Genomic DNA, 23,902 nt, shown 5'->3' on the forward strand with positions numbered 1-23,902 from the left:
CGGCAATTGTGGCAGGTGGCGCCGACAAGCGGGGATCAGGGCGCGGTCGCCGTGCCGGGGTCCCGCCGCGCGGCGGCCGTCCGCCGTCGCCGGCGGTTCACCCGGACGCGGACCAGGAGAAGCGCGGCTCCCTGCGCTCCAGGAACGCCGCGACGCCCTCCGCCGTGTCGCCGTTGCCCCGGGCCACGGCGCTCCAGTGGGCGTCCCGGTCCGTGCGTCCGTCGGCGAACTCCTTGGCGGCGGCCTGCGTCAGCTGCGAGCGGGACACCAGCACACGCGTGAACTCCCCGACGCGGTCGTCGAGTTCCTCGGCGGGCAGCACCTCGTCGATCAGTCCGGTGCGCAGCGCCCGCTCGGCGCCGATCAACTCACCGGAGAACAAAAGGTACTTGGCGGTGGCCGGCCCCACCAGGGACACCAGCCGCCGGGTGGCGGAGGACGGGTAGACGATCCCGAGCTTCGCCGGCGTCACCCCGAACAGCGCGCCCTCCTCGGCGAACCGCAGGTCGCACGCGGCGGCGAGCTGGGCGCCGCCGCCCACGCAGTGCCCCCGGACCGCCGCCAGCGTCGGCTTGGGGAACGCCGCCAGGGCGTCCTCGGCGCGTACCGCCAGCGTCTGGGCCTCCTGCGGCGACCCCTGGAGCGTGGAGATGTCGGCCCCGGCGCAGAAGGTGCCGCCCGCGCCGGTCAGCACCAGCGCCCGCACGCCGGGATCGGCGGCCAGGGTCTCCAGCAGCGGGGGCAGCGCCGCCCACATCGCCGCCGTCATGGCGTTGCGCTTCGCGGGATGGTGCAGGACGACGGTGGCGACCTGGTCGGTGACGCCGTGCAGCAGTTCGGGCTCCATGCCCGGATGCTAACCATCCGGCTTCCGGCGGCGGCGAGGCGGGGGCGCGAGGAGGGCGGCGCGGGCCGGGCGGCGCGGGCGGCGAAGGCGCCGAAGGGGAGGAGCCGCAGCGTCTAACCCGTACAACCCGAAGAGTGCGCGAAGGCGGCGCAGACACGACAGAAACGGTCCTGCGCTCGACGGTGTCCTCCTGATGGGGTCGGAAACGCTCATTAACCGCTGACTTCTGTTCAGCCATCCGGAAGGGGGTGTCCCGTTCCCACACTTCGACATGTGGTGACAATCGAGCGCGAGGGCGGCGACCGGACGATGGACGATCACGGGCGGGGGCCCGACCCGCGCCCAGCGGGCGGGCCGGCCGCACCTTCCGAACCCCTTGCGGAGGCCGAACCCTTCGCGGAGGCCGAACCCCTTACGCAGGCCGAACCCTTTGCGGAGGCCGAACCGCGACCGCTGCCCTACGAAGGCGTGTGGCGTTTCACCGCGGCCGCCGTGGACGCCTCGGTCCCGCAGGCGCGGCACGCCGTGCGGGACCTGCTGTACCGCCAGGGCGTGCCCATCCCGGACGACCTGGCCCAGGGGCTCCTGCTGATCGTCTCCGAACTGGTGACCAACGCCGTCCGGCACGCGGCGGTGCTGTCGCCCACGCTCGCGGTGGAGATCGCCGTCGGCGCCGAGTGGGTGCGGGTCTCCGTCGAGGACAGCCACCCCTACCGTCCGACCGCCCTGGAGACCGACCACGGCCGCACGGGCGGCCGCGGACTGCTCCTGGTACGGGAGATCACCAGGGAGGCGGGCGGGGCGTGCGACGTCGAGCACACCGCGAGCGGCGGCAAGGTGATCTGGGCCGTCCTGCCGCTCAAGCCGGTGCGGCTGCCCTGAACGTCACCAGCCGGCCGAAGCGCCCGTCAGCTCCCTGACCGCCGGCCGCGCGGCGTCCAGCACCGTCATGAACCAGGAGGAGAACGGGGCCTCGGCATGCCGCTCGGCCAGCTCGGCGGCCGTCACGTAGGCCGTGTCGCCGACCTCCTGCGCGTCCGGCCGCAGCGGCGCCTGGACCAGCCCGACGAAGAGGTGGTTGTACTCCTGCTCCACCAGGCCGGAGTCCGGGTCCGGGTGGTTGTAGCGGACCGTGCCGGCCTCGGCGAGCAGCGACGGGGAGACGCCCAGCTCCTCGAACGTGCGCCGCGCCGCCGCCGCGAACGGCGCCTCGCCGGGATAGGGGTGACCGCAGCAGGTGTTGGACCACACGCCGGGGGAGTGGTACTTGCCGAGCGCCCGCTGCTGCAGGAGCAGCCTGCCTCGCTCGTCGAAGAGGAACACCGAGAACGCGCGGTGCAGCTGCCCCGGCGGCTGATGGGCGGCGAGCTTCTCCGCGGTGCCGATCGTGACGCCGTTCTCGTCGACCAGCTCCAGCAAGATCGCGTCAGCGGTGCAGTTCGACGAGTTGTGTGTCGCGGTGGCAGGTGTGATCGGCATACCCATCCTTAAGCATCGGTCCTCGCGTCCCCAGTCTGCCGTACGTGTCCGGCACTCCCGGCACTTCGCGCGAATGCGCGCATGTCCCGCGCGCGGCAGGAGACCCGGTAACTGATCTTGCCCGGCGCGGCGGGCGGGGAACCGCCCGGAACGTCTGTGCGGTTACCCCGCACGGCGGCACGCGCACGCTCAGTGACAGAGCCGCGCCTCGTGTTCCGCGTGCCCGACGGGCTCCAGCTGGAAGGTGCAGTGCTCCACGTCGAAGTGGTCGCCCAGGCAGCCCTGGAGCTCGTGCAGCATCTTCTCGTGGCCGATCGCGTTGAGCGCGTCCGAGGCCACCACGACATGCGCCGACAGCACCGGCATCCCCGAGGTGATCGTCCAGGCGTGCAGGTCGTGGACGTCCTGCACCCCGTCCAGGGCCAGGATGTGGGACCGCACCTCCGCCATGTCGACGTCCTTGGGGGCCGACTCCAGCAGCACGTCGAGCGTCTCGCGCAGCAGCTTCACGGTCCGCGGCACGATCATCAGGCCGATGACGAGCGACGCGACGGGGTCCGCGGTCTGCCAGCCGGTGGTCAGGATCACCACCGCCGAGACGATCACCGCCACCGAGCCGAGCGCGTCGGCGGCCACCTCCAGGAACGCCCCGCGCACGTTCAGGCTCTCCGCCTGGCCCCGCATCAGCAGGGTGAGCGAGATCATGTTCGCGACCAGACCGATCGCGCCGAACCAGATCATCAGCCCGGCCTCGGTGGGGGCCGGCGTGAGGAACCGCTGGACCGCCTCGTACAGGACGTAGCCGCCCACTCCGAGCAGCAGCAGGCAGTTGGCGAGGGCGGCCAGGATCTCCGCGCGGGCCAGCCCGAAGGTGCGGTGGGCGCTCGGCGGCCGGTTGGCGAAGTGGATCGCGAGCAGCGCCATGCCCAGGCCCAGCGCGTCCGTCGCCATGTGCGCGGCGTCCGCGATCAGCGCGAGGGAGTCGGCGAGCAGTCCGCCGACGATCTCGACCACCATGACGCCGAGCGTGATCGACAGTGCGACCCGCAGCCTGCCGCGGTACACCGCCGCGGCCGTGCCGGTGGTCGGCGCGTGCGCGTGGGTGTGGCCGTGGTCGTGCCCAGCCCCCATGGAAGCCGCCCCTTCGTGATCGGTCGTGTCCCGCCCGGGATCACAGTCAACTACGGGTGGGGGGTATCGGGCAACGCGGCACTGAACACCGTTGTCATGTGCCCTGACCTGCGGAAACGAAGTGCAGGTCAGGACACCCTCACCCTTGGCTTCGACGGTGGTTCAGCTGCCAGCCCCGCCAGGCCGAGTCCACCATCTCGCGCATGCCCCGTCGAGCCGTCCACCCCAGTTCCCGGGCCGCGAGCTCCGCCGAGGCCACCGCGCGCGGCGCGTCGCCGGGCCTGCGGCCCTCGACCACGGCGGGCCGGGTGTCGCCGGTGACCTCGCCGATGAGCGTGACCAGTTCGCGCACGGACACGCCCTGGCTCCGGCCGATGTTCACCGTGAGATCGCCCACCGTGTCCGGCGCCGACAGCCGCCCGGCCGCCGCCAAGTGCGCCTCCGCCAGATCGGCGACGTGGATGTAGTCCCGGACGCAGGTGCCGTCCGGTGTGTCGTAGTCCGCGCCGAAGATCCGCGGGGCCTCGTCCCGGGTGAGCCGGTCGAAGACCATCGGGACGATGTTGAAGACGCCGGTGTCGGCGAGCTCGGGCGCCATGGCCCCGGCCACGTTGAAGTAGCGCAGGCACGTCGTCGCGATGCCGTGCGCCTGCCCGGCCGCCCGCACCAGCCACTCGCCGGCGAGCTTGGTCTCTCCGTACGGGTTCACCGGCGCGCACGGGGTGTCCTCCGTGATGAGGTCCACGTCCGGGTTGCCGTAGACGGCCGCCGAGGAGGAGAACAGGAACCGCCGGACGCCGGCCGCGGCGACCGCGTCGAGCAGGGCCGCCAGACCGCCGACGTTGTCCCGGTAGTAGCGGGTGGGCCGCGCCACCGACTCACCGACCTGCTTGTGCGCGGCCAGGTGCACCACGCCCGTGACGGAGTGCTCGGCGAGAACCCGCTCGACCAGGCCGGCGTCGAGGGCCGAGCCCCGCACGAACGAGACGTCCGCACCGAGCCGCGCGCTCGAGCCCGTGGAGAGATCGTCCAGCACGACGACGCGCTCCCCGGCCCCGGTCATGGCCCGTGCCACATGCGCCCCTATGTATCCGGCTCCGCCGGTGATCAGCCACGTCATGCCTGAGACCCTATGCCGACATGTGGGGAACCCGACGCGGCGGGCGATGTCTGCGATGTCGGCTTTGCGTGGCACGGTTTGTCGGCCGGGCCGCCGATCACCGATGATGATCTCGGCAAAGGCCGGTTCAAGCCGGGTTCGAGCCGGGCCGTTCGGACCGCGTCGACCGGGCCCGAACGGGTGGTGAACACGGCCCTGTCGGCATCCGATAGCCTCTGCCGACATGCCGCCCGCCCGGCGCGGCCACCGGTGAGACCTCCGGTGCGGCCAGGGGGCGCCCCCCATTGTGTACATGACCGGCGTGCCATGCGCCGGACCAGGGAGTGAGTTCGGTTGTCGACCGCCATCCTCACCGGCTCGCCGGTCCCCGGATCGTCGATCGAGGGCGATCTGCGGTCCCTCGGCTTCGACGTCCGGGCCGCCTCCGACGCCGGTGACGCCGAGACCCTCCTCGCCGCCGTCCCCGGCGACGAGCGCGTCGCCGTCGTGGACGCCCGCTTCGTGGGCCACGAGCACGCGCTGCGCCTCGGTCTCACCGACCCCCGGTTCGCGCTCGCCGCCATCCCGGGCGCGGTGACCGCGCAGCCGGCCGGCCGGCAGGCGCTGACCCGCGCGATGGCCCGGGAGAACTCCGCCTCCGGCGGCGGCGCCCCGGCCGGCGCCTCCGCGCGAGCCGCGTCGAGCGTCGAGGACGTCGACAGCCTCGCCGACCGCATCGTCGCCTCGCTCGACGCCGACGGCGCCGACGTGCACCGCCCCGAGCTGGGCAGTCTGGTCGCCGAGGTCCCCGCCGACCCGCAGGCCCGCAACGAGGCACGGCAGGCCGTCGCCGCCGTGGACGACGAGGCCGTCCGCCTGAAGTCGGCCGTCAAGGCACGCGACGGCTTCTTCACCACCCACTTCATCAGCCCGTACTCGCGCTACCTCGCCCGCTGGTGCGCCCGCCGCGGCCTCACCCCGAACCAGGTCACCACCGCCTCGCTGATCACCGCGCTGATCGCGGCGGCCTGCGCGGCCACCGGCACCCGGCCCGGGTTCGTCGCGGCCGGCGTCCTGCTCATCGCGTCCTTCGTGCTGGACTGCACCGACGGCCAGCTCGCCCGCTACTCCCTGCAGTACTCCACGCTCGGCGCCTGGCTCGACGCCACCTTCGACCGGGCCAAGGAGTACGCCTACTACGCCGGCCTCGCGCTCGGCGCGTCCCGCGGCGGCGGCAGCGACGACGTATGGGCGCTCGCCCTGGGCGCGATGATCCTGCAGACCTGCCGGCACGTCGTGGACTTCTCCTTCACCGAGGCCAACCACGACGCCACCGCGAACACCAGCCCCACCGCCGCCCTCTCCGACAAGCTCGACAGCGTCGGCTGGACGGTCTGGGTGCGGCGGATGATAGTGCTGCCCATCGGCGAACGATGGGCCATGATCGCCGTGCTCACCGCCGCGACGACCCCGCGCATCACCTTCTACGCGCTGCTGGTCGGCTGCGCCTTCGCGGCGACGTACACCACCGCCGGGCGGGTGCTGCGCTCGCTGACCCGCAGGGCCCGGCGCACCGACCGGGCGGCGCAGGCGCTGGCCGACCTCGCGGACACCGGCCCGCTGGCCGAACCGCTGATCCGCCTCGCGCCGGGCAGGCCCCGTCGGACCGCTCCCCTCTCCGCCGCCGTCGGCGCCGTCCTGATGACCGGCGGCGCCTGGGCGTGGGGAGCGAGCTGGTGGCTCGTCCTGGCGGCGCTGGTCTACGTCGCGCTGTCCGCCGAGGCCCTCTCCCACCCCCTCAAGGGCGCCCTCGACTGGCTGATCCCGCCGTTCTTCCGGGCCGCCGAATACTGCACGGTCCTCATCCTCGCGGCGAAGAGCGGGGGCGGTGCGGCGCTTCCCGCGGCTTTCGGCCTGGTGGCCGCCGTCGCCTACCATCACTACGACACGGTGTACCGCATCCGCGGCAACGCCGGAGCGCCGCCGGCCTGGCTGGTGCGCGCAGTCGGGGGGCAGGAAGGGCGGACGCTGCTCGTGGCCGTGCTGGCCGCGCTGCTCACCGCTTCGCAGTTCGAGGTCGCGCTCACGGTGCTCGCCGTGGCCGTCGCCCTGGTGGTGCTCGTCGAGAGCATCCGCTTCTGGGTGTCCGCAGGGGCCCCCGCCGTACACGATGAAGGAGAACCCGCATGATCGGCCTCGTGCTGGCGGCCGGCGCCGGACGGCGTCTGCGCCCCTACACCGACAGCCTGCCCAAGGCGCTGGTGCCGGTGGGGCCTGCGGGCATAGAGGGCGAGCCCACGGTCCTGGACCTGACGCTCGGCAACTTCGCCGAGATCGGTCTGACCGAGGTCGCGGTGATCGTCGGCTACCGCAAGGAGGCCGTGTACGAGCGCAAGGCGGCGCTGGAGGCCAAGTACGGCCTCAAGCTCACCCTCATCGACAACGACAAGGCCGAGGAGTGGAACAACGCCTACTCCCTGTGGTGCGGCCGTGACGCCCTCAAGGACGGCGTGATCCTCGCCAACGGCGACACCGTCCACCCCGTCTCCGTGGAGAAGACGCTGCTCGCCGCGCGCGGCGAGGGCAAGAGGATCATCCTCGCGCTCGACACCGTGAAGTCCCTCGCGGACGAGGAGATGAAGGTCGTCGTCGACCCCGGGAAGGGCATGACGAGGATCACCAAGCTGATGGACCCGGCCGAGGCCACCGGCGAGTACATCGGCGTCACCCTCATCGAGGGCGACGCCGCCCCCGAACTGGCCGACGCGCTCAAGACCGTGTGGGAGAGCGACCCGCAGCAGTTCTACGAGCACGGGTACCAGGAACTGGTGAACCGCGGCTTCCGTATCGACGTGGCGCCGATCGGCGACGTCGCGTGGGTCGAGATCGACAACCACGACGACCTCGCCCGCGGACGGGAGATCGCGTGCCAGTACTGACCCGGCTGATCCCCTCACCGGTCGTCGTCGACATCCGCCCGGGTGCCCTCGACGATCTGGTCGGGGTGCTCGCCGACGAGCGCATCTCGCACTCGGGCAAGCTCGCGATCGCCGTCAGCGGCGGCTCGGGCGCCCGGCTGCGCGAACGCCTCACCCCGGCCCTGCCCGGCGCCACCTGGTACGAGGTCGGCGGCGGCACCCTCGACGACGCCGTCCAGCTGGCCGGCGACATAAAGGCCGGCCGCTACGACGCCGTCGTGGGCCTGGGCGGCGGCAAGATCATCGACTGCGCCAAGTTCGCCGCGGCACGGGTGGGCCTCCCGCTGGTCGCCGTGCCGACCAACCTCGCGCACGACGGACTGTGCTCGCCCGTCGCCACGCTCGACAACGACGCGGGGCGCGGCTCCTACGGTGTGCCGAACCCGATCGCCGTCGTGATCGACTTGGACGTCATCCGCGAGGCCCCGGTCCGGTACGTGCGGGCCGGCATCGGCGACGCCGTCTCCAACATCTCCGCCATCGCGGACTGGGAACTCGCCAACCGGATCAAGGGCGAGAAGATCGACGGCCTCGCCGCCGCGATCGCCCGCCAGGCCGGCGAGGCGGTGCTCAGGCACCCGGGCGGCATCCAGGACACCGACTTCCTCCAGGTCCTGGCCGAGGCGCTGGTGCTCAGCGGCATCGCCATGTCGGTGTCGGGCGACTCCCGCCCGTCCTCCGGCGCCTGCCACGAGATCAACCACGCCTTCGACCTGCTCTTCCCCAAGCGGGCCGCCGCCCACGGCGAGCAGTGCGGCCTCGGCGCGACCTTCGCGATGTACCTGCGCGGAGCCCACGAGGAGTCGGCCTACATGGCGCAGGTGCTGCGCCGGCACGGGCTGCCGGTCCTGCCCGAGGACATCGGCTTCACGGTGGACGAGTTCGTCCGGGCCGTGGAGTTCGCCCCCGAGACCCGGCCCGGCCGCTACACGATCCTCGAACACCTCGACCTCAAGACCGAACAGATCAAGGACGTCTACGCCGACTATGTCAAGGCCATCGGTAGCTGAACTCAGACCGGTCGTCCACCCTCCGGGGGTGAAGGACCGGCGCAGCGGTGAGCACTGGATGGGACGCCTCTACATGCGAGAGGTGTCCCTGCGGGTGGACCGCTACCTGGTCGACACCAGGGTCACGCCCAACCAGCTCACGTACCTGATGACCGTCTTCGGCGTGCTCGCGGCCCCGGCCCTGCTGGTGCCGGGGATCACGGGCGCCGTGCTCGGCGTGGTGTGCGTCCAGATGTACCTGCTGCTGGACTGCGTCGACGGCGAGATCGCGCGCTGGAAGAAGCAGTACTCCCTCGCCGGGGTCTACCTGGACCGGGTCGGCGCGTATCTCACCGACGCCGCCGTGCTCGTCGGCTTCGGCCTGCGCGCGGCCGACCTGTGGGGCAGCGGACGGATCGACTGGCTGTGGGCCTTCCTCGGCACGCTGGCCGCGCTCGGCGCGATCCTGATCAAGGCCGAGACCGACCTCGTCGGCGTCGCCCGTCACCAGGGCGGCATGCCGCCGGTCAAGGAGGCGGCGTCCGAGCCGCGTTCCTCCGGCATGGCGCTGGCCCGCCGCGCCGCCTCGGCGCTCAAGTTCCACCGCCTGATCCTCGGCATCGAGGCGTCCCTGCTGATCCTGGTGCTGGCCGTCCTCGACCAGCTGCACGGCGACCTGTTCTACTCCCGGCTCGGCGTCGCCGTGCTCGCCGGCATCGCGCTGCTGCAGACCCTGCTGCACCTGGTGTCCATCCTCGTGTCGAGCAGGCTGAAGTGAGCGCCGGTCTCAAGGTCGGCGCGGTCGTCATCACCATGGGCGACCGCCCCGACGAGCTGCGCGCCCTGCTCGACTCGATAGCCAAGCAGGACGGCGACCACGTCGAGGTGGTGGTCGTCGGGAACGGCTCGCCCGTCCCGGTCGTCCCCGAGGGCGTCCGCACCGTCGAACTGCCCGAGAACCTCGGCATCCCCGGCGGCCGCAACGTGGGCATCGAGGCCTTCGGCCCGAGCGGCCGCGACGTGGACGTCCTGCTGTTCCTGGACGACGACGGCCTCCTCGCCCACCACGACACGGCCGAACTGTGCCGCCGGGCCTTCGACGCCGATCCGGAGCTGGGCATCGTCAGCTTCCGCATCGCCGACCCGGACACCGGCGTCACCCAGCGTCGCCACGTGCCCCGGCTGCGCGCCTCCGACCCGATGCGCTCCTCCCGGGTCACCACGTTCCTCGGCGGCGCCAACGCCGTCCGCACGAAGGTCTTCGCGGAGGTCGGCGGACTCCCGGACGAGTTCTTCTACGCACACGAGGAGACCGACCTGGCCTGGCGGGCCCTCGACGCGGGCTGGATGATCGACTACCGGCCGGACATGGTCCTCCACCACCCGACGACCGCGCCCTCGCGGCACGCGGTCTACCACCGCATGGTGGCCCGCAACCGGGTCTGGCTGGCCCGCCGCAACCTTCCCGCCCCCCTGGTCCCCGTCTATCTCGGGGTCTGGCTGCTGCTCACCCTGGCCCGCCGGCCCTCCGGGGCCGCGCTCAGGGCGTGGTTCGGCGGCTTCCGGGAGGGATGGACCACCGCGTGCGGCCCTCGCCGGCCCATGAAGTGGCGTACGGTCTGGCGGCTCACGCGACTGGGCCGCCCTCCGGTGATCTGACAGGCTCGTCCCCGAGGGCGCCACGGGCCGCAGCGCGGAACCCCGGCTCGTGCCGGCCCCGTCAAGGGTGCGCACCCCGAAGACGTGGTGGTGATCGGCACGGGCAACTACCCGGACCTGTCCCGGGCGCTGATCGTGCCGGTGCTCGCCCTGGCGGGCGGAGGAGAGGTACGGCCGTGGCTGATCCGCTCCCGTCGCGGCCTCCGGGCCCGTGGACGCCGACCGTCGTCGCCGAACAGGACCGCGTCGTCTCGCGCGTCGACGGCTCCGGCCCGATACGCGCCCGGCGCCCGACCGGCATGCAGGCGGTCCCGAACTTCACGGGCGGGGCGGGCGTTTCGGCCAGAGCCCGGCGGAACTGCCCGGCGGGTTTCGGCGTCTGCAAAGGAAGCGTCAACTCGGCGTGCGCTGAGGAATCTTGACGCCAATCGGTGTGTTGTTGTGATGTGCCGGACACCCCCGAGATCCTCACCACGTTGTACAACGTAAGCTGGACCGGTCCCGAAACGCGGCAAGTGGGGCGATACCGCGCAGCGCCCCTGGTGGGGGCCGCCGCGCGGACGGCCGGGCGGCGTGTCCGAAATAGTGCGTATTGGGTCGGCAGTGTAGAACGGGAGATGTGACGGCAATGGCTACGGAAACTCCCCAGCTCGACGCAGGCCGCGCCGTCCCGGCCCCGGGCGGACGACGATGACGGCGCCCGCGGCGCCACGGACCGGCGACCCGGAGCGGAGCACCCTCGGCAAAGCGGCGCACGAGAACTTCCCCGTCGCCCCCTTCTTCCTGCCCAGGGCCTGGCGCGAGGACCTCATGGCCGTGTACGGCTACGCCCGGCTCGTCGACGACATCGGCGACGGCGACCTGGCGCCGGGCGGCGCGGACGCCCGCCTGCTCGGCGTGTCGGCCACCGAGGCCGAGGACCGTCTCGTGCTGCTGGACGCCTTCGAGGCCGACCTGCGCCGCGTCTTCGGCGGGTCCGACGGCCCGCCCCGCCATCCTCTGCTGCGCCGCCTTCAGCCGACCGTGCGCCGGCGCTCGCTCACCCCGGAGCCCTTCCTCGGGCTGATCGCGGCCAACCGCCAGGACCAGCTCGTCGCCCGCTACGAGACGTACGACGACCTCCTCGCCTACTGCGAACTGTCCGCCAACCCCGTCGGCCGTCTCGTCCTCGCCGTCACCGGCGCCGCGACCCCCGAGCGGATCCGCCGGTCCGACGCCGTCTGCACCGCACTGCAGATCGTCGAACACCTGCAGGACGTGGCCGAGGACCTCGGCCGCGACCGCGTCTACCTGCCCACCGCGGACATGAAGCGCTTCCACGTCCAGGAGGCGGACCTCGCCGCGCGGACCTCGGGCGCCTCGGTGCGCGCGCTGGTCGCGTTCGAAGCGCAACGCGCCCAGGATCTCCTGAATGAAGGCGTCCCCCTGGTGGGTAGCGTCCACGGCAGGCTGAGACTGCTGCTCGCGGGGTTCGTGGCGGGGGGAAGGGCGGCGATCCGAGCGATCGCCGCCGCCGAATACGACGTACTTCCCGGCCCGCCCAAGCCCGGCAAGCTCCAGTTGCTGCGCGAGGCGGGCGTGACTCTGCGAGGAGAGGGGTGATCCGGACCGTGGAGTCGTCACCGCACGCGTCCGCACCGGTACTCGCCGCCTACAGCTACTGCGAGACCGTCACCGGGCAGCAGGCCCGGAACTTCGCGTACGGCATCAGGCTGCTGCCCACACCGAAGCGCCGCGCGATGTCCGCGCTGTACGCGTTCTCGCGCCGCGTCGACGACATCGGCGACGGCGCGCTGGACGACGACGTCAAGACCGCCAGGCTGGAGGACACCCGGACGCTGCTGACCCGGGTCCGGGCCGGCGAGGTCGACGAGGACGACACGGATCCCGTCGCCGTCGCCCTCGCGCACACGGCGCGGGCCTTCCCGGTCCCGCTGGGCGGCCTGGACGAGCTGATCGACGGCGTCCTCATGGACGTGCGCGGCGAGACCTACGAGACCTGGGACGACCTGAAGACGTACTGCCGCTGCGTGGCGGGCGCCATCGGGCGGCTCTCGCTCGGCGTGTTCGGCACCGAACCGGGGGCGCGCGGCGCCGAGCGCGCACCGGAGTACGCGGACACCCTGGGGCTCGCGCTCCAGCTCACCAACATCCTCAGAGACGTCCGCGAGGACGCGGAGGGCGGCCGCACCTATCTGCCCGCCGACGACCTCGCCAAGTTCGGCTGCTCGGCCGGGTTCGACGGCCCGAAGCCGCCGGAGGGCTCCGACTTCGCGGGTCTCGTGCACTTCGAGGTGCGCCGGGCCCGCACCCTGTTCGCCGAGGGCTACCGGCTGCTGCCCCTGCTCGACCGGCGCAGCGGCGCCTGCGTCGCCGCCATGGCCGGGATCTACCGTCGCCTCCTGGACCGCATCGAGCGCGACCCCGAGGCCGTGCTGCGCGGCCGTGTCTCCCTGCCCGGCCGGGAGAAGGCCTATGTCGCCGTGCGCGGACTGTCGGGCCTGGACGCCCGGCACGTGTCGCGGCGGACCGTCAGGAGGCACACCTGATGGACGCGGCGGGCGACGAACTGGGCGGAGGCGACACCGCCGGAGAAAAGCGGCGCGCAACCCTCCGATGCGGCGCGGCGTCCCTGACTGCGACGGCCTGCGGTGCAGAGTTCAAGCACCATGGCCGGCCCGCACGGGAGGGTGCACGATGAACGACGAGCAGCTGGCGGACGCCGGGGAGGCGGCCGCTTCCCCGGGGCGCACCGCCGTCGTCGTCGGCGGCGGGCTCGCCGGTGTCACCGCCGCCCTCGCGCTCGCCGACGCGGGCGTGCGCGTCACCCTGCTCGAAGGCCGGCCGCGGCTCGGCGGCCTCGCCTTCTCCTTCCGGCGCGGCGAGTTGACCGTCGACAACGGACAGCACGTGTTCCTGCGCTGCTGCACCGCCTACCGCTGGTTCCTCGACCGCATCGGCGGCAGCGCGCTGGCGCCACTGCAGGAACGTCTCGACGTGCCCGTCGTCGACATCGCCGAGCCCGAGGGACGGCGGCTCGGCAGACTGCGCCGTGACGCGCTGCCCGTGCCCCTGCATCTGGGGCGCAGCCTCGCCGCGTATCCCCATCTCTCCCTCGCCGAACGCCTGCGGGTGGGCCGCGCCGCGCTCGCCCTCAAAGGGCTCGACCTCGCCGATCCCGCCCTGGACGCACAGGACTTCGGCAGCTGGCTGACCGCGCACGGCCAGTCGCGGCGCGCCGTCGAAGCCCTGTGGGACCTGGTCGGCGTCGCCACCCTCAACGCGGTCGCCGGCGACTGTTCGCTCGGGCTCGCCGCGATGGTCTTCAAGACCGGCCTGCTGTCCGACCCGGGCGCGGCCGACATCGGCTGGGCGCACGTGCCGCTGGGCGAACTGCACGACGGGCTCGCCCGCAGGGCGCTCGACTCCGCGGGGGTGCGCACCGAGGTCCGGACCCGCGTCAGCTCCCTCTCCCGTGCGGGGAACGGGACGTGGACCGTCCAGGTTCCGGGCGGGACGCTCCGCGCGGACACGGTCGTCCTCGCCGTCCCCCAGCGCGAGGCGCACCACCTGCTGCCCGAGGGGGCGCTCGACGACGCCGGGCGGCTGCTGGAGATCGGCACCGCGCCGATCCTCAACGTCCATGTCGTCTACGACCGCAAGGTGCTCGACGCGCCCTTCCTCGCGGCGCTCGGCACCCCCGTGCAGTGGGTCTTCGACCGCACCCACGCCTCGGGGCTGCGCAGCGGCCAGTACCTCGCCCTGTCCCAGTCCGCCGCGCAGGACGAGATCGACGAACCCGTCGCCGCCCTGCGCGAGCGCTACCTGCCCGAACTGCGCAGGCTGCTGCCGGGCGCGCGCCGGGCCGAGGTGCGGGACTTCTTCGTGACCCGGGAGCGCACGGCGACGTTCGCCCCCACCCCCGGCGTCGGGCGTCTGCGGCCCGGCGCCCGCACCGAAGCCCCCGGCCTGTACCTGGCCGGAGCGTGGACCGCCACCGGGTGGCCCGCGACCATGGAGAGTGCGGTCCGCAGCGGCGTGAACGCGGCGGACGCCGCGCTGAGCGCCCTCGGCCGGCCCCGACCCCGCCGTCGCTTCGAGTCCGAGGAGACGGCCTACTGCATCGTCGCGGGGGACACCCCCCGAACCTCCGGCCGAGAACCGGAGGGAACCGGCGTTCCCCTGCGAGGGGGAACCCGGTGAAGTTCGATCAGCACGGCTCGGCACACCCCCGCACCCCCTCCGGTACCGCGACAAGAGGAGAAAATGTGCCCACTGTGCCCCAGGCCTCACCGGCCGCTCGGCGGACCGCGGTGGACGTGACCGCGCTCCTGGAGCGCGGCCGCACCCTGGCCACGCCGGTGCTGCGGGCGGCCGTCGACCGGCTCGCCCCGCCCATGGACACGGTCGCCGCCTACCACTTCGGCTGGATCGACGCCCAGGGCAAACCCACCGACGGCGACGGCGGCAAGGCCGTGCGCCCGGCACTCGCGGTGCTCTCCGCCGAGGTCGCGGGGGCCGGCCCCGAGGTCGGCGTCCCCGGCGCGGTCGCCGTGGAACTGGTCCACAACTTCTCCCTCCTGCACGACGACCTGATGGACGGCGACGAGCAGCGCCGCCACCGCGACACCGTCTGGAAGGTGCACGGCCCCGCCCAGGCCATCCTGGTCGGCGACGCGCTGTTCGCCCTCGCCAACGAGGTCCTCCTCGAACTCGGCACGGTGGAGGCCGGACGTGCCACCCGTCGTCTGACGACGGCCAGCCGCGCCCTCATCGACGGCCAGGCCCAGGACATCTCCTACGAGCACCGCGACCGCGTCAGCGTCGAGGAGTGCCTGGAGATGGAGGGCAACAAGACCGGCGCGCTGCTGGCCTGCGCCTCCTCCATCGGCGCGGTGCTCGGCGGCGCGGACGACCGCACCGCCGACACGCTGGAGAAGTACGGATACCACCTCGGCCTGGCCTTCCAGGCCGTCGACGACCTCCTCGGCATCTGGGGCGACCCGGAGGCCACCGGCAAGCAGACCTGGAGCGACCTGCGCCAGCGCAAGAAGTCCCTGCCGGTGGTGGCCGCCCTCGCGGCCGGCGGCGCGGCCTCCGAGCGGCTCGGCGAGATGCTCGCCGCCGACGCCAAGAGCAACGACTTCGAGAACTTCTCCGAGGAGGAGTTCGCGGCTCGCGCGGCCCTGATCGAGGAGGCGGGGGGCCGTGACTGGACCGCCGAGGAGGCACGCCGTCAGCACACCGTCGCCATCGAGGCCCTGAACGCCGTCGACATGCCCGAGCAGGTTCGGGACCGGTTCACGGCGCTCGCGGACTTCGTCGTCGTACGAAAGAGATGATCACTATCGGTCGAATAGCCCTCGCGTAGTCGCCGGCCGGTGTGCGAGGAGAGGACACCGGCCGACGGCGGACCCACAGCAGACGCAACGACATGCACACTGCACGAAGGGGAAGCCATGACAGCGACGACCGACGGAAGCACCGGGGCCCTGCCGCCCCGCGCTGCCGCGGCCAGCGAAACCGACATCAGCATCCCCGTGGCGGCCGGGGTACAAGAAGCCGCCGCACGCGCGATGCAGCGCGCCACCGACTTCCTGCTCGCCCGGCAGGACGCCGAGGGCTGGTGGAAGGGCGACCTGGAGACGAACGTCACCATGGACGCCGAGGACCTGCTGCTCCGCCAGTTCCTGGGCATCCGTGACGAGCCGACCACCCGCGCCGCCGCCCTCTTCGTGCGCGGCGAGCAGCGCGAGGACGGCACCTGGGCCACCTTCTACGGCGGCCCGCCCGACCTGTCCGCCACCGTCGAGGCGTACGTCGCGCTGCGGCTGGCCGGCGACGCCCCCGACGCCCCGCACATGGCCCGGGCCTCCGCCTGGGTCCGCGACCAGGGAGGCATCGCCGCCGCCCGGGTCTTCACCCGGATCTGGCTGGCCCTGTTCGGCTGGTGGAAGTGGGAGGACCTGCCCGAACTCCCGCCCGAGCTCTTGTTCTTCCCTAAATGGTTCCCGCTGAGCATCTACAACTTCGGCTGCTGGGCCCGGCAGACGATCGTGCCCTTGACCGTCGTCTCGGCGAAGCGTCCGGTGCGTCCCGCGCCGTTCCCGCTCGACGAGCTGCACACCGACCCCGCGAACCCCAACCCGCCCAAGCCCCTCGCGCCCGTGAACAGTTGGGACGGACTCTTCCAGCGGCTCGACAAGGTGGTGCGCGGCTACCGTTCGGTGGCGGTGCGCAGGCTGCGCAGGGCGGCCCTGAACTCCGCCGCCCGCTGGATCATCGAACGTCAGGAGAACGACGGCTGCTGGGGCGGGATCCAGCCGCCCGCCGTGTACTCGGTCATCGCCCTGTACCTGCTCGGCTACGACCTCGAACACCCGGTGATGCGGGCCGGGTTGGAGTCCTTCGACCGGTACGCCGTGTGGCGCGAGGACGGCGCCCGGATGATCGAGGCCTGCCAGTCGCCGGTATGGGACACCTGCCTGGCCACCATCGCCCTCGCCGACGCCGGGCTGCCCGCCGATCATCCCCAACTGGTCAAGGCCGCCGACTGGATGCTCGGCGAACAGGTGGTGCGCCCCGGCGACTGGTCGGTCCGCAGACCCCAACTGCCGCCCGGCGGCTGGGCGTTCGAGTTCCACAACGACAACTACCCCGACATCGACGACACCGCCGAGGTCGTTCTCGCACTGCGCAGGGTCCGCCACCACGACCCGGAGCGCATGGACCGGGCCATCGCGCGCGGGGTGCGCTGGAACCTCGGAATGCAGTCCCGCAACGGCGCCTGGGGCGCCTTCGACGTGGACAACACCAGCCCCTTCCCCAACCGGCTGCCGTTCTGCGACTTCGGCGAGGTCATCGACCCGCCGTCCGCGGACGTCACGGCGCACGTCGTCGAGATGCTGGCGATCGAGGGCCTCGCGCACGACCCGCGCACCCGGCGCGGCATCGAGTGGCTGCTCGCCGAACAGGAGCCGGACGGCTCGTGGTTCGGACGCTGGGGCGTCAACTACGTCTACGGCACCGGCTCGGTGGTGCCGGCGCTCACCGCAGCGGGCCTGCCCGCCCGGCACCCGGCGATCCGGGCGGCGGTCGGCTGGCTGGAGCGGGTGCAGAACGACGACGGCGGCTGGGGCGAGGACCTGCGCTCCTACCAGGACCCCGCGCGATGGAGCGCCCGAGGCGCCTCGACGGCCTCCCAGACGGCATGGGCGCTGATGGCCCTGCTGGCGGCGGGCGAGAAGGACTCCAAGGCCGTCGAACGGGGCGTCGCGTGGCTGGCCCGGACCCAGCGGGAGGACGGCTCCTGGGACGAGCCCTACTTCACCGGCACCGGCTTCCCCTGGGACTTCTCGATCAACTACCACCTCTACCGGCAGGTCTTCCCGCTGACCGCGCTCGGCCGTTACGTCCACGGAGAGCCGTTCAGCAAGCAGCCCGCCCCGCACGCGGCGTCCGCCGAGGGCAAGGGGGGCTGATGAGCGCACAGCCCGTCCCGGCGCCGCTGCTGATCGCCTGCGCGCTCGGCATCGAGCACCTCGCCCTGCGCATGGGCGACCGCGGCGGCGCCGACGGGCCGGTCACCGTCCTGCGGACGGGCATGGGCCCGAGGGCGGCCGAGCGTTCCGTCACCCGGGTCCTTACCGACCCGGTGCTGGACGGGGCGGCCGTACTGGCCACGGGCTTCTGCGCCGGGCTCGCCCCCGGCATGCACCCCGGCGACCTGGTCGTCGCCGAGGAGACCCGCGACCCGCGCGGCCGCGTCCCCTGCGTCGGCACCGAACTGCTCGTCAAGGAACTGGTGCGCACCCTGCCCGGACGGACGGTCCACACCGGCCCGCTCACCGGCTCCGACCACGTGGTACGCGGTCACGAGCGGGCCGATCTGCTCGCCACCGGCGCGATCGCGGTCGACATGGAATCGGCGGCCACGCTCCTGAGCGCCGTGCGCGCCGAACCGCGCCCGGTTGCGGCCGTCCGGGTGGTCGTGGACGCTCCAGAACATGAACTCGTCCGGATCGGCACGGTGCGCGGTGGAATATCGGCTTTCCGCGTACTTCGCTCCGTCCTGCCTGCTTTTTTCGAATGGCACCGTAATGTTCTGCTCCCCCGGAGGTGAGCCACATGGCCATGCCGCTGCGCCAGTCCATCAAGGTCGCTACATATCTGGTTGAACAGAAGCTTCGCAAGCGGGACAAGTTCCCGCTCATCGTGGAACTGGAGCCGCTCTTCGCCTGCAACCTCAAGTGCGAGGGCTGCGGCAAGATCCAGCATCCGGCGGGAGTGCTCAAGCAGCGCATGCCGGTCGCCCAGGCCGTGGGCGCCGTGCTGGAGTCCGGTGCGCCGATGGTGTCCATCGCCGGCGGCGAACCCCTGATGCACCCGCAGATCGACGAGATCGTGCGGCAGTTGGTGGCGAAACGGAAGTACGTCTTCCTGTGCACCAACGCCATGCTGCTGCGCAAGAAGATCGACAAGTTCACCCCCTCGCCCTACTTCGCCTTCGCCGTGCACATCGACGGACTGCGCGAGCGCCACGACGAGTCCGTGGCGAAGGAGGGGGTGTTCGACGAGGCCGTGGCAGCCATCAAGGAGGCCAAGCGGCGCGGCTTCCGGGTGACCACCAACTCGACCTTCTTCAACACCGACACCCCGCAGACCGTCGTCGAGGTGCTCAACTACCTCAACGACGACCTCAAGGTCGACGAGATGATGATCTCGCCCGCCTACGCCTACGAGAAGGCCCCCGACCAGGAGCACTTCCTGGGCGTCGAGCAGACCCGCGAGCTGTTCAAGAAGGCCTTCTCGGGCGGCAACCGGCGCCGCTGGCGGCTCAACCACTCGCCCCTCTTCCTGGACTTCCTGGAGGGCAAGGCCGACTTCCCGTGCACGGCGTGGGCGATCCCGAACTACTCGCTCTTCGGCTGGCAGCGCCCCTGCTACCTGATGAGCGACGGGTACGTGCCGACCTACCGCGAGCTGATCGAGGACACCGACTGGGACAAGTACGGCCGGGGCAAGGACCCGCGCTGCGCCAACTGCATGGCGCACTGCGGCTACGAGCCCACCGCCGTCCTCGCGACCATGGGCTCGCTGAAGGAGTCCCTGCGCGCCATGCGGGAGACCGTCAACGGAAACCGGGAGTGACGGCGTGACCGCTGTGTCCCTGGGCGTTCCCGAGATGCCGGTCCGGCCGGTGGCGCCGCGACGCGAGTCGCGGCGGATCCAGGTCGGCCCGGTGGCGGTGGGGGGCGGGGCCCCGGTGTCGGTGCAGTCGATGACGACGACGCGTACGTCGGACGTCGGTGCGACGTTGCAGCAGATCGCGGAGCTGACGGCGTCGGGCTGTCAGATCGTGCGGGTGGCGTGTCCGACGCAGGACGACGCGGACGCGTTGGCGACGATCGCGCGCAAGTCGCAGATCCCGGTGATCGCGGACATCCACTTCCAGCCGAAGTACGTGTTCGCCGCGATCGAGGCGGGCTGTGCGGCGGTGCGGGTGAACCCGGGCAACATCAAGCAGTTCGACGACAAGGTCCGCGAGATCGCCAAGGCGGCGAAGGAGCACGGCACGCCGATCCGTATCGGCGTCAACGCGGGTTCGCTGGATCGCCGGCTGCTGCAGAAGTACGGCAGGGCGACGCCCGAGGCGCTGGTGGAGTCGGCGCTGTGGGAGGCGTCCCTCTTCGAGGAGCACGACTTCCGTGACATCAAGATCTCGGTCAAGCACAACGACCCGGTCGTGATGATCGAGGCCTACCGGCAGCTCGCCGCGCAGTGCGACTACCCGCTGCACCTGGGCGTCACGGAGGCCGGGCCCGCCTTCCAGGGCACGATCAAGTCGGCGGTGGCCTTCGGCGCGCTGCTGTCGGAGGGCATCGGCGACACCATCCGCGTGTCGCTGTCGGCCCCTCCGGTGGAGGAGGTCAAGGTCGGCAACCAGATCCTGGAGTCGCTGAACCTGAGGCAGCGCGGGCTGGAGATCGTCTCGTGCCCGTCCTGCGGCCGTGCCCAGGTCGACGTGTACAAGCTGGCCGAAGAGGTCACCGCCGGTCTCACCGGCATGGAGGTCCCGCTGCGGGTGGCCGTCATGGGCTGCGTCGTCAACGGTCCCGGCGAGGCCCGCGAGGCCGACCTCGGGGTCGCCTCCGGCAACGGCAAGGGCCAGATCTTCGTCAAGGGCGAGGTCATCAAGACCGTCCCCGAGTCGAAGATCGTGGAGACCCTCATCGAGGAAGCCATGAAGCTGGCCGAGCAGATGGAGCGGGAAGGCGCCGCCTCCGGCGCCCCCGCCGTCACGGGGAAACCGGCCGTGACGGTGAGTTGAGGCAAGGCACGGACCGAGAGGGGGCCCGACGTGACGATCCTGGAGACCATCCGGCAACCACGCGACCTGAAGGCGCTGTCCGAGGCGGAACTCGGTGAACTGTCCGAAGAGATCAGGGAGTTCCTGGTGCACGCGGTGGCCAGGACCGGCGGGCACCTCGGTCCCAATCTGGGCGTGGTGGAGCTGACCGTCGCCCTGCACCGGGTCTTCGAGTCGCCGGCCGACCGCATCCTGTGGGACACCGGGCACCAGAGCTATGTGCACAAGCTTCTGACCGGGCGTCAGGACTTCTCCAAGCTGCGCGGCAAGGGCGGCCTGTCCGGCTACCCGTCCCGCGAGGAGTCCGAGCACGACGTCATCGAGAACAGCCACGCCTCCACCGCGCTCGGCTGGGCCGACGGCCTCGCCAAGGCCCGCCAGGTGCGGGGCGAGAAGGGGCACGTGGTCGCGGTCATCGGCGACGGCGCGCTCACCGGCGGCATGGCCTGGGAGGCCCTCAACAACATCGCGGCGGCCAAGGACCGGCCGCTGATCATCGTCGTCAACGACAACGAGCGCTCCTACGCGCCGACCATCGGCGGCCTCGCCAACCACCTGGCGACCCTGCGCACGACCGACGGCTACGAGAAGGTGCTGGCCTGGGGGAAGGACGTCCTGCTGCGCACCCCGCTCGTCGGGAACACGGTCTACGAGTCGCTGCACGGCGCGAAGAAGGGCTTCAAGGACGCCTTCGCCCCGCAGGGCATGTTCGAGGACCTCGGCCTGAAGTACGTCGGCCCGATCGACGGACACGACCTGGGGGCCGTCGAGTCCGCGTTGCGGCGGGCCAAGCGCTTCCACGGTCCGGTGCTGGTGCACTGTCTGACCGAGAAGGGGCGCGGTTACGAGCCGGCCCTGGCGCACGAGGAGGACCGCTTCCACACCGTCGGCGCGATGGACCCCCTCACCTGCGCACCGCTCGCGCCGGCCGGCGGGCCCTCGTGGACGTCCGTCTTCGGCGACGAGATCGTGGCGATCGGCGAGGAGCGCGACGACGTCGTGGCGATCACGGCGGCGATGCTGCACCCGGTGGGCCTCGGCAAGTTCGCCGAACGCTTCCCCGGCCGGGTGTGGGACGTCGGCATAGCCGAGCAGCACGCGGCCGTCAGCGCGGCGGGCCTGGCGACGGGTGGTCTGCACCCGGTCGTCGCCGTCTACGCCACCTTCCTCAACCGGGCCTTCGACCAGCTGCTGATGGATGTGGCCCTGCACCGCTGCGGGGTCACGTTCGTGCTGGACCGGGCCGGGGTCACCGGCGTCGACGGGGCGTCCCACAACGGCATGTGGGACATGTCCGTGCTCCAGGTCGTGCCGGGGCTGCGCATCGCGGCTCCCCGTGACGCCGGTCAACTGCGCGCACAGCTGCGGGAGGCGGTCGCGGTGGACGACGCCCCGACGCTCGTCCGCTTCCCCAAGGAGTCGGTGGGACCGGACGTGCCGGCCGTCGACCGGGTGGGCGGCATGGACGTGCTGCGCCGGGGCGAGCGGCCGGACGTGCTGCTGGTGGCCGTCGGCGTGATGGCGCCGGTGTGTCTGCAGGCCGCCGAGCTGCTCGCGGCGCGGGGCGTCGGCTGCACGGTGGTGGACCCCCGGTGGGTCAAGCCCGTCGACCCGGCCCTGCCCGGCCTCGCCGCCGGGCACCGGCTGGTGGCCGTCGTCGAGGACAACAGCCGGGCCGCCGGCGTCGGATCGGCGGTGGCGCTGGCCCTGGGCGATGCCGACGTCGACGTGCCCGTCCGCAGGTTCGGCATCCCGGAGCGGTTCCTCGCCCACGCCAAGCGGGGCGAGGTGCTCGCCGACATCGGGCTCACGCCCGTCGAGATCGCCGGCCGGATCGGCGCGAGCCTGGCGGTCAAGGACGCCGGGTCCGTCGCCGGCGCGGCGGCCGGCCCGGTCGAGGAGCCAGTCAAGGAGAAGGCTGAATGACCACGGAGTTCGACCTCGGCGCCCTGTTGGCCGAGCGCGGCGCGGAGCGCTACGAGCTGCACGGCAGGTACCTCAACCACCAACTGCCGCGCATGCTGCACACCATCGGCTTCGACAAGGTCTACGAGCGCGGCGAGGGCGCGTACTTCTGGGACGCGGACGGCAACGACTACCTGGACATGCTCGCCGGGTTCGGGGTGATGGGCCTCGGCCGCCACCACCCCGTCGTCCGCAAGGCACTGCACGACGTCCTGGACGCCCAGCTCGCCGACCTCACCCGCTTCGACTGCCAGCCGCTGCCCGGCCTGCTGGCCGAGCGGCTGCTCGCGCACAGCCCGCACCTGGACCGCGTGTTCTTCGGCAACAGCGGCACCGAGGCGGTGGAGACCGCGCTGAAGTTCGCCCGGTACGCGACGGGCCGGCCGAGGGTCCTGTACTGCGACCACGCCTTCCACGGGCTCACCACGGGCTCGCTGTCGGTGAACGGCGAGTCGGGCTTCCGGGACGGGTTCGCGCCCCTGCTGCCCGACACGCCCGTCCCGCTCGGCGATCTCGACGCGCTGGCCGCGGAGCTGGCGAAGGGGGACGTCGCCGCCCTGATCGTCGAGCCGATCCAGGGCAAGGGGGTGCACGAGGCGCCGCCCGGCTATCTGCGTGCCGCCCAGGAACTGCTGCACCGGCACAAGGCGCTGCTGGTCGTGGACGAGGTGCAGACCGGCCTCGGCCGGACCGGCGACTTCTACGCCTACCAGCACGAGGACGGCGTCGAGCCTGACCTGGTGTGCGTGGCCAAGGCGCTGTCGGGCGGGTACGTCCCGGTGGGCGCGACGCTCGGCAAGGACTGGATCTTCAAGAAGGTCTACTCGTCGATGGACCGGGTGCTGGTGCACTCGGCGAGCTTCGGCTCCAACGCGCAGGCGATGGCGGCGGGGCTCGCCGTGCTGGCCGTCATGGAGAGCGAGCAGATCGTCGCGAACGCCCGGCTGACGGGCGAGCTCCTGAAGTCCCGGCTCGCGGCGCTGACGGACAAGTACGAGCTGCTGGCCGACGTCCGCGGCCGGGGGCTGATGATCGGCATCGAGTTCGGCAGGCCCCGTTCGCTGAAGCTGCGCAGCCGCTGGACCATGCTCCAGGCGGCGCGCAAGGGGCTGTTCGCGCAGATGGTGGTCGTGCCACTGCTGCAGCGGCACCGGATCCTCACCCAGGTCTCCGGCGATCACCTGGAGGTGATCAAGCTGATCCCGCCGCTGATCGTCGGCGAGGCGGAGGTGGACCGGTTCGTCGAGGCCTTCACCGCCGTGATGGACGACGCGCACAGCGGCGGCGGGCTGATGTGGGACTTCGGCAAGACGCTGGTGAAGCAGGCGGTGGCCAACCGCTGACCGCCGGGACGGCCGCGAGCGCGGCGGCCGAGCGGTTTGCCTC

At 72.2% G+C, this 23,902-nt stretch carries 21 protein-coding genes; 17 read left to right on the forward strand and 4 right to left on the reverse strand.

Annotated elements, in window-relative coordinates; all coding sequences use genetic code 11:
- Positions 1-97: 97 nt before the first annotated feature.
- A complete protein-coding gene (locus Sri02f_RS28685) occupies positions 98-847 on the reverse strand; it encodes an enoyl-CoA hydratase/isomerase family protein (RefSeq protein ID WP_109004224.1) in 750 nt (249 codons plus the stop codon).
- Between the two features lie 273 nt (positions 848-1,120).
- Between Sri02f_RS28685 and Sri02f_RS28690 the strand changes: the two genes are divergently transcribed.
- Positions 1,121-1,729 (forward strand): ATP-binding protein, encoded by a 609-nt coding sequence (locus Sri02f_RS28690; RefSeq protein ID WP_373865134.1) that lies wholly within the window; start codon positions 1,121-1,123, stop codon positions 1,727-1,729.
- 3 nt (positions 1,730-1,732) lie between these two features.
- On the opposite strand, the gene idi is transcribed toward Sri02f_RS28690, so the two are convergent.
- The 3 genes from idi to galE all read right to left on the reverse strand — a co-directional run bounded on the left by idi (position 1,733) and on the right by galE (position 4,577).
- The gene (gene idi / locus Sri02f_RS28695) at positions 1,733-2,326 is read right to left on the reverse strand and encodes an isopentenyl-diphosphate Delta-isomerase (protein WP_109004225.1); all 594 of its coding nucleotides are present in this window, start codon (positions 2,324-2,326) and stop codon (positions 1,733-1,735) included.
- Positions 2,327-2,515: 189 nt separating this feature from the next.
- Entirely contained in the window at positions 2,516-3,457 is a 942-nt protein-coding gene (locus tag Sri02f_RS28700; protein WP_109004226.1) for a cation diffusion facilitator family transporter, read from the reverse strand.
- A 139-nt stretch (positions 3,458-3,596) separates the two neighbouring features.
- Positions 3,597-4,577 carry a UDP-glucose 4-epimerase GalE gene (gene galE, locus Sri02f_RS28705; protein ID WP_109004227.1) on the reverse strand — a complete coding sequence of 327 codons (981 nt, stop codon included), beginning with the start codon at positions 4,575-4,577 and terminating at the stop codon, positions 3,597-3,599.
- Between the two features lie 333 nt (positions 4,578-4,910).
- Here galE and Sri02f_RS28710 point away from each other — a divergent pair, with 333 nt between their 5' ends.
- The 16 genes from Sri02f_RS28710 to Sri02f_RS28780 all read left to right on the forward strand — a co-directional run bounded on the left by Sri02f_RS28710 (position 4,911) and on the right by Sri02f_RS28780 (position 23,859).
- Entirely contained in the window at positions 4,911-6,746 is a 1,836-nt protein-coding gene (locus Sri02f_RS28710) for a DUF5941 domain-containing protein (protein ID WP_109004228.1), read from the forward strand.
- A complete protein-coding gene (locus Sri02f_RS28715) occupies positions 6,743-7,495 on the forward strand; it encodes a phosphocholine cytidylyltransferase family protein (protein WP_109004229.1) in 753 nt (250 codons plus the stop codon). Before Sri02f_RS28710 ends, Sri02f_RS28715 begins: the two co-directional genes overlap by 4 nt.
- A complete protein-coding gene (locus Sri02f_RS28720; protein ID WP_109004230.1) occupies positions 7,483-8,544 on the forward strand; it encodes an iron-containing alcohol dehydrogenase family protein in 1,062 nt (353 codons plus the stop codon). Before Sri02f_RS28715 ends, Sri02f_RS28720 begins: the two co-directional genes overlap by 13 nt.
- On the forward strand, positions 8,522-9,301 hold the full coding sequence (locus Sri02f_RS28725; RefSeq protein WP_109004368.1) for a CDP-alcohol phosphatidyltransferase family protein: 780 nt from the start codon (positions 8,522-8,524) through the stop codon (positions 9,299-9,301). Before Sri02f_RS28720 ends, Sri02f_RS28725 begins: the two co-directional genes overlap by 23 nt.
- A complete protein-coding gene (locus Sri02f_RS28730) occupies positions 9,298-10,182 on the forward strand; it encodes a glycosyltransferase family 2 protein (protein WP_109004231.1) in 885 nt (294 codons plus the stop codon). The genes Sri02f_RS28725 and Sri02f_RS28730 overlap by 4 nt, the downstream gene beginning before the upstream one ends.
- Before the next feature lie 690 nt (positions 10,183-10,872).
- Entirely contained in the window at positions 10,873-11,784 is a 912-nt protein-coding gene (hpnC, locus tag Sri02f_RS28735) for a squalene synthase HpnC (protein ID WP_109004232.1), read from the forward strand.
- Positions 11,781-12,731, forward strand: a complete 951-nt coding sequence (gene hpnD / locus Sri02f_RS28740) for a presqualene diphosphate synthase HpnD (RefSeq protein ID WP_109004233.1) — start codon at positions 11,781-11,783, stop codon at positions 12,729-12,731. Before hpnC ends, hpnD begins: the two co-directional genes overlap by 4 nt.
- The gene (locus Sri02f_RS44150; RefSeq protein WP_359442786.1) at positions 12,731-12,883 is read left to right on the forward strand and encodes a DUF6380 family protein; all 153 of its coding nucleotides are present in this window, start codon (positions 12,731-12,733) and stop codon (positions 12,881-12,883) included. The genes hpnD and Sri02f_RS44150 overlap by 1 nt, the downstream gene beginning before the upstream one ends.
- A complete protein-coding gene (hpnE, locus tag Sri02f_RS28745; RefSeq protein WP_109004234.1) occupies positions 12,880-14,385 on the forward strand; it encodes a hydroxysqualene dehydroxylase HpnE in 1,506 nt (501 codons plus the stop codon). The genes Sri02f_RS44150 and hpnE overlap by 4 nt, the downstream gene beginning before the upstream one ends.
- 74 nt (positions 14,386-14,459) lie before the next feature.
- The gene (locus tag Sri02f_RS28750; RefSeq protein ID WP_167467641.1) at positions 14,460-15,524 is read left to right on the forward strand and encodes a polyprenyl synthetase family protein; all 1,065 of its coding nucleotides are present in this window, start codon (positions 14,460-14,462) and stop codon (positions 15,522-15,524) included.
- A gap of 117 nt (positions 15,525-15,641) precedes the next feature.
- Positions 15,642-17,663, forward strand: coding sequence for a squalene--hopene cyclase (gene shc, locus Sri02f_RS28755; RefSeq protein ID WP_109004236.1), 2,022 nt, complete (start codon positions 15,642-15,644; stop codon positions 17,661-17,663).
- Positions 17,663-18,304 (forward strand): phosphorylase family protein, encoded by a 642-nt coding sequence (locus Sri02f_RS28760; protein WP_109004237.1) that lies wholly within the window; start codon positions 17,663-17,665, stop codon positions 18,302-18,304. The genes shc and Sri02f_RS28760 overlap by 1 nt, the downstream gene beginning before the upstream one ends.
- Before the next feature lie 5 nt (positions 18,305-18,309).
- On the forward strand, positions 18,310-19,332 hold the full coding sequence (hpnH, locus tag Sri02f_RS28765) for an adenosyl-hopene transferase HpnH (protein WP_109004238.1): 1,023 nt from the start codon (positions 18,310-18,312) through the stop codon (positions 19,330-19,332).
- A gap of 4 nt (positions 19,333-19,336) precedes the next feature.
- Positions 19,337-20,512 carry a flavodoxin-dependent (E)-4-hydroxy-3-methylbut-2-enyl-diphosphate synthase gene (ispG, locus tag Sri02f_RS28770; RefSeq protein ID WP_109004239.1) on the forward strand — a complete coding sequence of 392 codons (1,176 nt, stop codon included), beginning with the start codon at positions 19,337-19,339 and terminating at the stop codon, positions 20,510-20,512.
- A gap of 30 nt (positions 20,513-20,542) precedes the next feature.
- A complete protein-coding gene (dxs, locus tag Sri02f_RS28775) occupies positions 20,543-22,477 on the forward strand; it encodes a 1-deoxy-D-xylulose-5-phosphate synthase (RefSeq protein WP_109004240.1) in 1,935 nt (644 codons plus the stop codon).
- Complete coding sequence (locus Sri02f_RS28780) at positions 22,474-23,859, forward strand: aspartate aminotransferase family protein (RefSeq protein WP_109004241.1); 1,386 nt, start codon at positions 22,474-22,476, stop codon at positions 23,857-23,859. Before dxs ends, Sri02f_RS28780 begins: the two co-directional genes overlap by 4 nt.
- Positions 23,860-23,902: the final 43 nt, after the last annotated feature.

The organism is Streptomyces rishiriensis, assembly GCF_003112535.1.
Lineage (GTDB): Bacteria > Actinomycetota > Actinomycetes > Streptomycetales > Streptomycetaceae > Streptomyces > Streptomyces rishiriensis.